Origin of the sequence: Dyella sp. (assembly GCF_036746095.1) — a bacterium.
Classification (GTDB): Bacteria; Pseudomonadota; Gammaproteobacteria; order Xanthomonadales; family Rhodanobacteraceae; genus Dyella_B.
This window is the reverse complement of record NZ_DAIOEU010000010.1, coordinates 41635-53665: the sequence shown is the minus strand read 5'-3', so window position 1 is coordinate 53665 and position 12031 is coordinate 41635. Positions and strand designations below refer to the sequence as shown.

12 protein-coding genes and 1 riboswitch are annotated in these 12031 nt (G+C 62.8%); of the genes, 11 read left to right on the top strand and 1 reads right to left on the bottom strand.

All coding sequences use genetic code 11. The features are described 5' to 3' along the window. Position 1 precedes the first annotated feature (1 nt). The 11 genes from V7M64_RS06840 to V7M64_RS06790 all read left to right on the top strand — a co-directional run bounded on the left by V7M64_RS06840 (position 2) and on the right by V7M64_RS06790 (position 11462). A complete protein-coding gene (locus V7M64_RS06840; protein WP_333678023.1) occupies positions 2–1015 on the top strand; it encodes a Gfo/Idh/MocA family oxidoreductase in 1014 nt (337 codons plus the stop codon). Between the two features lie 75 nt (positions 1016–1090). Further along, a riboswitch (FMN riboswitch) is annotated at positions 1091–1266 on the top strand. Between the two features lie 132 nt (positions 1267–1398). Next, on the top strand, positions 1399–2040 hold the full coding sequence (locus tag V7M64_RS06835; protein WP_333678022.1) for a riboflavin synthase: 642 nt from the start codon (positions 1399–1401) through the stop codon (positions 2038–2040). 118 nt (positions 2041–2158) lie between these two features. Beyond that, positions 2159–3250 carry a bifunctional 3,4-dihydroxy-2-butanone-4-phosphate synthase/GTP cyclohydrolase II gene (ribBA, locus tag V7M64_RS06830; protein ID WP_333678021.1) on the top strand — a complete coding sequence of 364 codons (1092 nt, stop codon included), beginning with the start codon at positions 2159–2161 and terminating at the stop codon, positions 3248–3250. Positions 3251–3389: 139 nt separating this feature from the next. Continuing rightward, the gene (locus V7M64_RS06825; protein WP_333678020.1) at positions 3390–5612 is read left to right on the top strand and encodes a glycoside hydrolase family 3 C-terminal domain-containing protein; all 2223 of its coding nucleotides are present in this window, start codon (positions 3390–3392) and stop codon (positions 5610–5612) included. Between the two features lie 230 nt (positions 5613–5842). Beyond that, a complete protein-coding gene (ldcA, locus tag V7M64_RS06820) occupies positions 5843–6796 on the top strand; it encodes a muramoyltetrapeptide carboxypeptidase (RefSeq protein WP_333678019.1) in 954 nt (317 codons plus the stop codon). 156 nt (positions 6797–6952) lie between these two features. After that, positions 6953–7414 carry a 6,7-dimethyl-8-ribityllumazine synthase gene (gene ribE / locus V7M64_RS06815; RefSeq protein ID WP_333678018.1) on the top strand — a complete coding sequence of 154 codons (462 nt, stop codon included), beginning with the start codon at positions 6953–6955 and terminating at the stop codon, positions 7412–7414. Then, positions 7414–7860: a transcription antitermination factor NusB gene (nusB, locus tag V7M64_RS06810; RefSeq protein WP_333678017.1), complete on the top strand. Its 447-nt coding sequence runs from the start codon at positions 7414–7416 to the stop codon at positions 7858–7860. The genes ribE and nusB overlap by 1 nt, the downstream gene beginning before the upstream one ends. A gap of 209 nt (positions 7861–8069) precedes the next feature. Continuing rightward, positions 8070–9032 carry a thiamine-phosphate kinase gene (gene thiL / locus V7M64_RS06805; protein ID WP_333678016.1) on the top strand — a complete coding sequence of 321 codons (963 nt, stop codon included), beginning with the start codon at positions 8070–8072 and terminating at the stop codon, positions 9030–9032. Further along, positions 9029–9526, top strand: coding sequence for a phosphatidylglycerophosphatase A (locus V7M64_RS06800; RefSeq protein WP_333678015.1), 498 nt, complete (start codon positions 9029–9031; stop codon positions 9524–9526). The genes thiL and V7M64_RS06800 overlap by 4 nt, the downstream gene beginning before the upstream one ends. 147 nt (positions 9527–9673) lie before the next feature. After that, positions 9674–10459, top strand: a complete 786-nt coding sequence (locus V7M64_RS06795; RefSeq protein WP_333678014.1) for a hypothetical protein — start codon at positions 9674–9676, stop codon at positions 10457–10459. Positions 10460–10493: 34 nt separating this feature from the next. Continuing rightward, entirely contained in the window at positions 10494–11462 is a 969-nt protein-coding gene (locus V7M64_RS06790; protein WP_333678013.1) for an aldo/keto reductase, read from the top strand. A gap of 58 nt (positions 11463–11520) precedes the next feature. Here the strand turns inward: V7M64_RS06790 and V7M64_RS06785 are convergent, their stop codons facing one another. Beyond that, on the bottom strand, positions 11521–11925 hold the full coding sequence (locus V7M64_RS06785) for a hypothetical protein (protein ID WP_333678012.1): 405 nt from the start codon (positions 11923–11925) through the stop codon (positions 11521–11523). Positions 11926–12031: the final 106 nt, after the last annotated feature.

The following is a 12031-nucleotide window of genomic DNA, read 5'->3' as shown; positions in this document are numbered from 1 at the left end:
TATGAGTACGGCAAGCATCCGCTGGGGCATGATCGGTTGCGGCGACGTCGCCGAAATCAAAAGCGGCCCGGCCTTCCATCGCATCGAAGGTTCGGCGCTGGTGGCCGTGATGCGCCGCGATGGCAGCAAGGCGCGCGACTACGCGCAACGACACGGCGTGCCGCGCTGGTATGACGATGCCGCCGCCTTGATCGCGGATGCAGACGTCAACGCGATCTACGTCGCCACGCCACCTTCCACGCACAAGCCGTATGCATTGATGGCGATTGCCGCAGGCAAACCGGTGTACGTGGAAAAGCCGATGGCACGCGATCATGCCGAATGCGTGGCCATGCGTCGCGCGGCCCAAGACGCGAACGTGCCGGTGTTCGTCGCGTACTACCGCCGCTGCCTGCCGCGCTTCCACAAAGTGCGCGAACTGCTGTTCGATCAATATGCGATCGGTACGCCGCGCATGGTCAATGTCGTGCTGCACGAGCCGCATCATCCGCGCTATCACGACCCGGCGAATTTGCCGTGGCGCGTGCAGCCGACACTAGCCGGTGGCGGTATCTTCGTGGACCTTGCTTGCCATACCCTGGATATTCTGGATTGGCTGTTCGGCCCTATCGCCGCCGTCAGCGGACAAGCCAGCAATCAGCTTGGTGCGTATCCCGCCGAAGACAACGTGGCCATGTCCTTTGCTTTCGGCAACGGCATGTTGGGCACGGGCCTGTGGAATTTCGCAAGCTACCGGCATGAGGACCGCGTGGAGGTGATCGGCGATGCCGGGCGCGTCGTATTCGCCACTTTCGGCGATGGCCCCATTCGGGTGGACACTGTGCAAGGTGCCCAGGAATACACCGTGGCCAATCCGCCACACATCCAGCAGCCGCTGATCGAAACCATCGTCGCCGAGCTGCGCGGGCAGAAAGGGGCTTGCCCCTCGACCGCCGAGACCGCAGCCCGTACCGGCTGGGTGATGGATCAAGTGTTGCGTGACTATCGGCAACAAACCGGGCAAGTGTTCGCGTAGCCTGTCTCCAGGCACAAACGGCCGCCATCTCATTCGGTGCTAAACTTCGCCGGCCGATTTCGGCACTCACACAACAAACGTCTTCAGGGCGGGGCGAGATTCCCCACCGGCGGTAGGAACCGTAAGGTTCAAGCCCGCGAGCGCTTCCGGCCACGCCGGAAGGCCAGCAGATCCGGTCAAATGCCGGAGCCGACGGTCATGCTGTTCCGGTTCGCCGGGGCGGCTCACAGTCCGGATGAAAGAAGACGGCAGCATGCATCGCAGGTTTGCGATGCGTGTGCCAGTTGCCTTGGGGCGTTCCCACACATCAGGTTTTCGTGGAGAACGTTCATGTCTAAGCCTTACCAGCAAGGTCCAGCCATCTCCTGCAAGGAGGTGCGCTGATGTTTACCGGCATCATTCAAACCGTCGGCCGCATCGCGCGGCTGGAGCCGCGTGGCGGTGACGTGCGCCTGCACGTCGATACCGCCGATCTCGATCTTTCCGACGTGCAGCTGGGCGACAGCATCGCCGTATCAGGGGCGTGCCTTACGGTGATTGCGCTGGAGTCGCGCGGCTTTGCCGCCGACGTGTCCAACGAGACGCTGTCACTTACCACACTGGGCAAGCACCAGCCAGGCGATCCGGTGAATCTGGAAAAGGCGCTCAGGCTTGCCGATCGTTTGGGCGGCCATTTGGTGTCCGGCCATGTCGATGGCGTCGGCAAGGTCATTTCCATCGCGCCGGATGGCCGTTCGCAGCGCTGGACGTTCGAAGTGCCAGCGTCGCTGTCGCGCTACATCGCCTCGAAAGGCTCGGTGTGCATCGACGGCACCAGCCTGACCGTCAACGAGGTCAGCGACCATCGCTTCGGCGTCAACCTTATTCCGCATACGGTGGAACACACCGTTTTCCATGCGCGCAAAGCGGGTGATGCGGTGAACATCGAAGTGGACGTGGTGGCGCGCTACGTGGAGCGCTTGGTCGGTGGCGGCGAGGCATCGCGGATCGATGAGGCGTTTCTCAAACGGCACGGTTTCGCGTGATCAACGCTGCGACCACCCACACTGATGTCGCGGCCCATGGCTTTTTTGCCGTCATTCCCGCTTTCGCGGGAACGACGGCAGAAGAAAGCATGGCGCCCGGTAAATCCAAGGAATAGCCATGGCATTCAACACCATTCCCGAAATCCTCGAAGACATCCGCGCCGGCCGCATGGTCGTGATCCTCGACGACGAAGACCGCGAGAACGAGGGTGATCTGATCATGGCCGCGCAAATGGTACGGCCCGAAGACATCAACTTCATGGTGCGCGAAGCACGCGGCCTGCTGTGCCTTACGCTTACCGAACAACGCACGCGCCAGCTTGGCCTGCGCCCGATGGTGAGCGATAACACCTCGCCGTACCACACCAACTTTACCGTCTCGATCGAGGCGGCCGAAGGGGTCACCACCGGCATCTCCGCGCACGATCGTGCGCGCACCGTCCAGGTGGCGGTGAAGCCGGATGCCAAGCCGCAGGATCTCGCGCAGCCCGGCCACGTGTTTCCGCTTACCGCGCAGCCCGGCGGCGTGCTCACGCGTGCCGGCCATACGGAAGCCGGTTGCGATCTTGCTGCGCTTGCCGGCCTGGAACCGGCATCCGTACTGATCGAAGTGCTGCACGAAGACGGATCGATGGCGCGCCGCCCCGAGCTGGAAATTTTTGCCAGGAAGCACGGGCTCAAGATCGGCTCCATCGCCGACCTGATCCGCTACCGCCTGGAAACGGAAAAAACCGTGCAGCGCGTGTACGAAGACGACGTGCAGACCGAGTTCGGCTCGTTCCGCCTGGTGGCCTATCGCGACGCGATCCGCCACGGCCTGCACTTCGCCCTGGTGCGCGGCAGCGTGGATGACGGCCAGCCGGTACTGAGCCGCGTGCACGTGCGCAACACCTTGTCCGATGTGTTGCACCTGCAGCGTGAGGATCTCGGCCTCACCGTCACGGCTGCCCTGCGCCGCATTGCTGACGAAAACCGCGGCGTGCTGCTGGTGCTGTCCGGCGAGGACACGGCCGAAGCGCTGCTGCGCCGGCTCAATCGGCAGCCCGCACTGCAAGAACCCAGCGACCAGCACCAGGAATGGCGCCAGCTGGGATTGGGTGCGCAGATACTCACCGACCTGGGCGTGCATCGCCTGCGCGTGCTCGGCACACCGCGCAAACTGGTGGGGTTGGCGGGATACGGCCTGGAATTCGTCGAATATGCCGAATGATGCAGGAGGCAAGCGCCCCTCTCCGATGGGGAGAGGGGCTCAAGCAGGATCGTAAGCGCGCCTGACCATATTCATCACTGCCACTCGCCGCGCTTCGTGGCATCCTTCGACCGGTTGACACCCGCCCGAAGGAATCAGGATGAAGCTCGCCCGCCTGTCGCGTACCGCCGCTTTTGCCCGCACCGCCCTGTTCACCGCGCTTTCGCTGGCCTGCCTGACACCGGCCTTGGCAGACCAGGCCGCCTCGCCGGACCAGCGCGCCGACAAGCTGCTCAAGCGCATGTCGCTCCAAGACATGCATCACATGGTGCAGAGCTACAACGACATGATGGCCCTGCAGCAACCGCCGGGCAGCATTGGCGCGGCGGGCTATGTGCCGGCGCTGCCGAAGCTGGGCATTCCCGCCTTGCAGGAAAACGACGCCAGCATCGGCGTGCACAACTATCCGATCGACCAGGGGCCGGGCAAGCAGCCTGCGCATGTGCGTGGCGAAGAAGGCAATGCCACGCCACTGCCTTCCACGCTGGGCCTGGCGGCCACCTGGAATCCGCAGGTGGCGTATGCAGGCGGCCGCATGATCGGCGGCGAAGCGCATCGGCAGGGCATCAATGTCTTGCTGGCCGGCGGCATCAATCTCACGCGCGAGCCGCGCGATGGCCGCACCTTCGAATACCTCGGCGAAGATCCGCTGCTCGCCGCACGCATCGATGCTGGCGAAATTCGCGGCATCCAGTCGCAGCACGTCATTTCCACCATCAAGCATTACGCCTTGAACGATCAGGAAACCAATCGACTCACCGTCAGCTCCAATATCGACGAAGCCGCCATGCGCGAGTCGGATCTGCTCGCGTTCGAGTTGGCGATCGAAGAGGGCCATCCCGGTTCGGTGATGTGCGGCTACAACAAGGTCAACGGCGTGTGGGATTGCTCCAACAAACACTTGCTGGATGACATTCTCAAGGGCGATTGGAAATATCCCGGCTGGGTGATGACCGACTGGGGCGCCGATCACGGCGTGCAGGATGCGATGGCGGGCACCGACCAGGTCTCCGGCATCGATCACGCGACCGGCTTCAGCCTGGGGCAGACGTTCAGCAGCTTCGGCACACCGCTGCTGCAGGCGATCCAGAAGGGCGATATTCCGAAAAGCCGCCTGGAAGACATGACGCGTCGCATCCTGCGTTCTATGTACGCCGTGGGATTGTTCGAACACCCGCCGCAGAAGAAACCGCTGGATGCCGAAGCCGACGCCCTTGTCTCGCAGCACGCCGCCGAAGAGGGGATCGTGCTGCTGAAGAACGAGCACGATCAATTGCCGTTGCACAAGGAGATCAAGACCATCGCGATCATCGGCGGCCATGCCGATGCCGGCGTGCTCTCCGGCGGCGGTTCGGCGGAAGTGTGGCCGATTGGCGGTCCGGCGATCCCGGCTGTGAAAGGTCCGGATTGGCAGTGGAAAGTCTACGATCCTTCCTCGCCGTTGAAGGCGCTGCAGAAGCTGCTGCCGAACGCCAAGATCAGCTACGACGACGGCAGCGATCCCGCGAAGGCGGCAGCCTTGGCGAAATCCGCCGACGTGGCCATCGTGTTCGCCACGCAGTGGACCTGCGAAGGCGTGGATCAACCGAACCTTGCGCTGCCGGACAACCAGGACGCCTTGGTCGATGCCGTTGCAGCCGCCAACACGCACAGCGTGGTGGTGCTGGAAAACGGCGGTCCGGTAAAGATGCCGTGGCTGTCGAAAGTCGATGCCGTGGTGGAAGCCTGGTTCCCCGGTGCGCGCGGCGGCGATGCGATCGCCGCGGTGCTGACTGGCAAAGTGAATCCATCCGGACGCTTGCCGGTCACTTTCCCGCAGGACGAACAGCAACTGCCGCGCCCGCAGATCACCAACGCGCAGGAAGTCGACTACAACATCGAAGGCGCCGCCGTCGGCTACAAGTGGTTCGACAAGAAAAACCTGCAGCCGCTGTTCCCGTTCGGTTTTGGTCTTTCGTATAGCCGCTTCGACTACAGCGACCTGCACGTCAGCACGCACGGCGATCACGTGACGGTGAGTTTCAAGGTGAGCAACGTCGGCCAACGCGAGGGCAAGGATACGCCACAGGTGTACGTGAGCCTGCCGGGCGGCCTTGGTGAAGCGCCGCGTCGGCTGGCCGGCTTCGAGAAGCTGTCGCTTCAACCGGGCCAGAGCCGCACCGTTTCGGTCACCATCGATCCACGCCTGCTGGCGACGTTCGATGTGCCCGGGCATCAGTGGAAAATCGCGGCGGGGAGTTATCCGATCCAGATCGGACATTCGTCGCGCGACTTCGTGTTGAACGGTGCGGCGGCGGTGGCGGCGTCCACGCTGGCACCATGATGTCGTAAACGCGCAATGCGCACGTCGTAGGCTGGGATGAAATCCCAGCATCGGGAAATTTGGAAAAGCTGGGATTTCATCCCAGCCTACAGCCCGGCCTCCGGCGGGGTGACGAACGAATAGCATTCGCACGGCCACAAATTGTCCGAACGATGCCGCAACAGATCTCGGGTCCGTCAGCCCGAATGGTATAGATTGCCCATCCTCATCAACGGATTGTCAAAGTACTTATGCAGGCACCTGCCTCCTGCCACCTTCGCCTGATCGCTCCCTCCGGCTACCCGCACGACCGCGAAGCCATGACGCGCGGCATCATGCGCTTGAATGATGCAGGGTGCCTGGTAGACGGCACGGACGTGATCGATCGCACCGAACTGCGTTACGCCGGCAGCGACGTGCAACGCGCGGCTGACATCAACAACCTCGCCACGCTGGATGCGTTGCCGGACATCGCCATGTCGATCCGCGGCGGCTACGGTGCCACGCGCCTGCTCGAACACCTGCACTACGACGCCTTGCGCGAACGTCTTGCCGGCCAACCCTTCGCATTGCTCGGCCACAGCGATTTCACGGCACTGCAAATGGCGCTGTATGCCAAGAGCGGCCTGGTCACCTTCGGCGGCCCCATGCTCGGACCGGACTTCGGCGCGCAGCGGCTCAGCCCGCTGACCTGGCGACATTTCTGGCGCACGCTCAGCTCGCCGCACGGCAATGCCAGCTGGGACTGCGGGGAGCAAACGGAACTGGCGGTGGAAGGGCCGCTGTGGGGCGGCAATCTCGCCATGTTGTGCAGCCTGTTGCAGACGCCGTACTTCCCGCGTATCGAGGGCGGCATCCTGTTCGTGGAAGACATCGGCGAGCCGCCGTTCCGGATCGAGCGCTTGCTTTATCAGCTGCATTTGTCCGGCGTGCTGAAACAGCAGCGCGCGCTGATCCTGGCCGATTTCACCCAGTGCCGTCCGGCCCCTTATGACAACGGCTATGACCTGGCCGATGGGTTCAACCAGATCCGGCGCGTCGCCGGCATTCCGGTGCTCTCGGGCATGCCGTTCGGCCATGCGGCGGACAAATTCACCCTGCCGTTCGGCGTGCCGTCGCGGCTGCGCGTGGTAGGGCGGAGGGCAAGCCTGGACTTCCACGGCTATCCGCATCTGCGCCGCCCCCACGAACCTTCCATGGCCTGAACGGCACTCACGGGACCGTGGGCTGGGGTGACGATCCCAGCTCCTGAGCGCTTTCCGATGCTGGGATTGTCGTCCCCGCCTACGTGGCACTCGCCAAAACCCGTAAAATACCCCGCTTGCCATGGGCAGGCCGCCCAGCACAGGAATCCATGCAGCATGAAGATCATCGAAGGCGATTTCGCCACGCCCAAGGGCCGTTTTGCCATTGTCGCCGGCCGCTTCAACGGCTTTGTCGTCGAACCGCTGGTGGCCGGGGCACGCGACGCACTGGTGCGCCACGGCGTGAGTGACGATGCCATCGACGTGATCCGCGTACCGGGCGCATGGGAAATCGGCCTGGCCGCGCACAAGCTGGCGCACTCGGGCCAATACGCCGCGGTCATCGCGCTGGGTGCGGTGATCCGCGGCTCCACCCCGCATTTCGATTTCGTCGCCGGCGAATGCGCCAAGGCGCTGACCCAGGCCGCCTTGGGTTCGGGCGTGCCGGTGTCCTTCGGCGTGCTCACCACCGACACCATCGAACAGGCGATCGAGCGCTCCGGCACCAAGGCCGGCAACAAGGGCGCCGATGCCGCCATCGCCGCGCTCGAGATGGTCAACCTGTACGGAAAGCTGTAATGCACTCGCGTCCCGAAGGCATCGATCTCGCCGCGCGCTCGCGCGCTCGCCGCCGCGCCCTGCAGGCGCTGTATGCCTGGCAGATGAGCGGCAGCTCGATGAAGTCGGTGATCGACCAGTTCCGCCACGAACAGGATATGGAAGTGGCGGACCTGGAGTATTTCGAAGATCTGCTGCGCGGCGTGGAACAGCACGTCCCCGAACTGGATGAAGCGCTGAAGCCGTACATCGACCGCGAGGTCGAGCAGATCGATCCGATCGAGCGCGCCGCGCTGCGTTTGGCCGCCTATGAATTGAAGCACCGGCCGGACGTGCCGTATCGCGTGATCATCAACGAGGCGATCGAAGTGACCAAGCGCTTCGGCGCGGATCATGGGCACAGCTATGTGAATGGTGTGCTGGATAAGCTGGCGGCACACGTTCGGGGTGCGGAGAAACAGGGATAACCCGGCAACTCGTTTCAAAGCGCACGTCATTCCGGCGAAGGCCGGAATCCAGTTAAATACACAGTGCGAAGCACACAAAACCCTCTTGAGATGTGTGCTGCGCACGGCATGTTTGCACTGGATTCCGGCCTTCGCCGGAATGACGGCAAGGCGAAAGTGGACGGTCTGGCAAGCGCGGACGTCTACGCAAAGAGGCCACGGCAAAATCCATGGAATTCTCCCTCATCGACCGCATCCGCAATCTCACCGCGCAACATCGTGATGATGTGCGCCTGGGTATCGGCGATGACGCTGCACTGCTCACCGTACCAACCGGCCAGGAACTGGCCGTCGCCATCGACACCATAGTCGAAGGCGTGCATTTCCCCGTTGGCACCGATGCAGCCGATATCGGCTGGAAAGCGCTGGCCGTCAATCTTTCCGATCTTGCCGCCATGGGCGCCACGCCGGCCTGGGCATTGCTGGCGTTGACCTTGCCCAGTGCGGATAGCGCCTTTGTCGACGGTTTTGCCGCGGGTTTTGCGCAACTGGCGCAAACGTACCGCCTTGCGCTGGTCGGCGGTGACACCACGCGCGGCGCGTTGACGATCAGCGTGGCCGTACACGGTTTCGTGCCGCCCGGCAAAGCGCTCGCACGGGCGGGGGCGCAGGCAGGCGATGCCGTGCTGGTGACCGGCACATTGGGCGATGCGGCCGGCGGGTTGCGCTGCGTACAAAACTATCGCCATAGCGACGATGCACAAACCCGTTATCTGATCGAGCGCCTCAATCGTCCCACGCCCCGCGTGGCGGCAGGCTTGGCCCTGCGCGGTCGTGCCAGTGCGTGTATCGATGTTTCCGATGGCCTGCTTGCGGATCTGGGGCACGTCTGCGCAGCCAGCCGCGTTGGCGCCGAACTCGATGCGGCGCTATTGCCGCGTTCATCGGCGCTGCTCGATCTGTTCGACGAAAGCACCTCGCGCGACTTCGCCCTGAGCGGCGGCGACGATTACGAATTGTGCTTCACCGTGCCGGCGCAGCAGGTTGCCGCCGTGCAAGCCGACCTGGCCAAGCTGGGTTGCGGCGCGACACGCATCGGCCGCGCGGTGGAAGGCGAGGGCATCACGGTGCGCGATCGCGACGGACACCCCCTCGCATCGCGCCGCCCAGGCTGGGATCACTTCAACGCATGAGCGAGCGCAAAGTTCTTACGCCAACACAACGCCGCGCGCTGCTCGCGACCCCGGCCGGCTGGCTCGCCTGTGGTTTCGGTTCGGGGCTCGCGCCGTTAGCGCAAGGCACCTTCGGTTCGCTCGCGGCGATCTTGCCTTGGTTGTTGTTGCGCCAGCTTTCGGTGCCGCTCAACGTACTGGTGATCGTCATGGGTTTTGCCATCGGCGTATGGGCTTGCGACGTCGCCGGGCGTGCCTTGGGCGTGGATGATCATCGCAGCCTGGTATGGGACGAATTCATCGGCCAATGGATCGCGTTGCTGCCCGCGTTGCTGGCGCCGTGGTGGGCGGTCGCGCTCGGCTTTGTGTTGTTCCGTCTGTTCGACGTGTGGAAACCATGGCCCATCCGTTATCTGGACAAGCATCTGAAAGGTGGATTCGGCGTGATGGTGGATGATGTCATCGCCGGTGTGTTTGCCGCCGTCGCGTTGAAGCTGGCGCTTACTTACGCATGAGGTTCGTAGGCTGGGATGACAATCCCCGCCTCTTGGTGTTTCCGGATGCCTGGATCGTCATTCCCGCCTACGCCCCGATGTCCTTGGGTTACTTGCATGGACCTTGTTATCGTAGGCGCCTCTTCCAGGTATCCAAGGTGCGCCGCCATGAGCATGGCATGGACGAAAAGGCTGACGGTCTCGGCGATCGTGTCGCTGCTTGCGGCCGTCTACGCCGCCCACGCACAAGACGCGCAGCCGCAGCCGCAACCTCCGGCGCCCGCTGCCGATGCACCGGCCTATCTCACGCAGCACTTCAGCTTCGACGCGCTCGCGCCGGATGTGCAAGCCGCGATCGCGCACGCGAATCTTGCATCCGTCCCCTTCACAAAAATCACCTTGCATACCAGCGATACGGTCACGTCGCCGGATCACCCGCAGCCTTCCAGGTTCAGCACGGCGATGACCTTGGAAAATGCGGGCCACGGCTTGGTGCGCCGCGTGGAAGCGGTGCGGGACGACAAAGGCAATACCGTCGCAACGCAGTTGGAGCTGACCTATCGCGGCTATTTCTCATTCCTGACACAGGGTATTGCACCGCAGGCGAACTCCGTTCCGCCCGTGCGGGCCGTGCGCAAGGTGCTGCGCTTGGATACCGGCAGCAACGGCCACCTGGCCTTCGTCTATCTGTATGGCATGACGAGTGCGCAAACCTTTCCGGATCCTGGCCAGTTCCTGTGTGACAGCGGCAAGAGCTACAGCGCGTCGCAGCTCAATCCAGCCATCGAAGGGCAGGCGATCGCGTTGAACTGTCGTGTGATCGACACGAACGGCATCCAGACGGACAAGGTCACGCTGGCCTATCTCGACAAATATGCCGTTGCGGTCACATTGCGTTCGCAGAATGCGCAGCGGACGGTTGATAGCACGGTCGTCGATTTCAACATCCATTGACATGCACACATAACGCGCAACGGAGAATCATGCCATGCAATACCGCCGCCTTGGCCGCACCGGCTTGCAGCTGTCCGCGCTGTCCTTCGGCGCGTGGGTTACGTTCGGTCGCCAGGCCGGCCGTTCGGAAGCGCGCGATTTGCTTGCCATGGCCTGGGATCACGGCGTCAATTTTTTCGACAATGCCGAAACCTACAACCACGGCGAAGCCGAGCGTCTGATGGGTGATGTGCTGGCGGATCTGCGCTTTCCGCGCGACAGCTATTGCGTGTCGAGCAAGGTGTATTTCGGTGCGGCAGAAAAACCGCGGCCGACACAGCGAGGCTTGTCGCGCAAGCACGTGATCGAAGCTTGCCACCAGGCGCTGGAACGTTTGCGCGTGGGCCACCTGGATCTTTATTTCTGCCATCGCCCCGACCCGGAAACGCCGATCGAGGAAACCGTCGCCGCCATGGATACGCTGATCCGACAGGGCAAAGTGCTTTATTGGGGCACCAGCGAATGGCCCGCCGCAGCGATTCACGAAGCGCACCGCCTCGCGCAAGCCATGCACATGTATGCCCCAGTGGTGGAACAGCCGCAATACAACCTGCTGCATCGCGAACGCGTTGAGCAGGAATACGCGCCGCTGTATGCCAGCTACGGCATGGGCACCACCATCTGGTCGCCACTGGCTTCCGGTTTGCTGAGCGGCAAGTACAACCAGGGCGTTCCCGATGATTCGCGTCTTATGCAGCCGGGTTACGAGTGGTTGCGCGACATGGTGCTGGGTGAAGGCGGTGAACGCGTGGCAAAGGTAAAACATCTTCCTGCCATAGCCGCAGAAGTGGGTGCCACGCCGGCGCAACTTGCGATTGCCTGGTGCCTGGCCAATCCGAACGTATCGACGGTGTTGTTGGGTGCAAGCAAGAAGGAGCAGCTGGAGCAGAATCTTGGCGCGCTGGAGCTGTTGCCGCGGTTTGACCTGGGGTTGAAGGAAAGAATCGAGCAAGCGCTGGCTTGACGATCTGCTGATGCGTGGGCGAGGGCGGCGGTTGCCGTCCTCGCCCGTGGAGTCTTGCTCAATTAACCTTTACCCCCGTTCCGTTAAGCGCAACGCCGACCCCGTCAGCGATAACGACAATCTTGGTGCCGTCGGGCGAAATGTAGCCCGTGACTGCTACGGGTATGCCTGCAAGAACTGCGTTGGCAGTGATGGTGCAATCACTGCTGATCGTGTAGTTAAGCGCCTCCGTCGTGTTCCCATTCAAGAGACCACCGCTTTCCGTGTAGGCGATGTTGGCATTAGCCGTGCCATTACCATTCGCGTTGATCTTCGCTATGACGAAAATATTCACTCCGGCTGCAAGGGTGGCGTTTTCGGTGGTGGCAAGGTATTTGCCCGATAACGTCGCATTGGAGCAAGTGGTCTGGGCCATCGCATGGCCCGCAAACAACAACGCGCACAAACATACGAGACGTTTCATGCTGCTCTCCTTGTTGGCCGCACCATGCGGCTGCGGGATGCTAAGGCGCGAAACACCTGCAAGTTGCGCGCGCGATCACGAAAAAAACGGTGACAGAGCGCGAAAA

Excerpts from the sequence above, each read along its gene's own strand:
- V7M64_RS06840 (WP_333678023.1), top strand. The coding sequence starts at position 2 with ATGAGTACGGCAAGCATCCGCTGGGGCATGATCGGTTGCGGCGACGTC.
- V7M64_RS06800 (WP_333678015.1), top strand. The coding sequence starts at position 9,029 with ATGAGCGAGCGCAAAGTTCTTACGCCAACACAACGCCGCGCGCTGCTC.
- ldcA (WP_333678019.1), top strand. The coding sequence starts at position 5,843 with ATGCAGGCACCTGCCTCCTGCCACCTTCGCCTGATCGCTCCCTCCGGC.
- V7M64_RS06795 (WP_333678014.1), top strand. The coding sequence starts at position 9,674 with ATGAGCATGGCATGGACGAAAAGGCTGACGGTCTCGGCGATCGTGTCG.
- V7M64_RS06825 (WP_333678020.1), top strand. The coding sequence starts at position 3,390 with ATGAAGCTCGCCCGCCTGTCGCGTACCGCCGCTTTTGCCCGCACCGCC.
- V7M64_RS06835 (WP_333678022.1), top strand. The coding sequence starts at position 1,399 with ATGTTTACCGGCATCATTCAAACCGTCGGCCGCATCGCGCGGCTGGAG.
- ribE (WP_333678018.1), top strand. The coding sequence starts at position 6,953 with ATGAAGATCATCGAAGGCGATTTCGCCACGCCCAAGGGCCGTTTTGCC.
- V7M64_RS06790 (WP_333678013.1), top strand. The coding sequence starts at position 10,494 with ATGCAATACCGCCGCCTTGGCCGCACCGGCTTGCAGCTGTCCGCGCTG.
- ribBA (WP_333678021.1), top strand. The coding sequence starts at position 2,159 with ATGGCATTCAACACCATTCCCGAAATCCTCGAAGACATCCGCGCCGGC.
- nusB (WP_333678017.1), top strand. The coding sequence starts at position 7,414 with ATGCACTCGCGTCCCGAAGGCATCGATCTCGCCGCGCGCTCGCGCGCT.
- V7M64_RS06785 (WP_333678012.1), bottom strand. The coding sequence starts at position 11,925 with ATGAAACGTCTCGTATGTTTGTGCGCGTTGTTGTTTGCGGGCCATGCG.
- thiL (WP_333678016.1), top strand. The coding sequence starts at position 8,070 with ATGGAATTCTCCCTCATCGACCGCATCCGCAATCTCACCGCGCAACAT.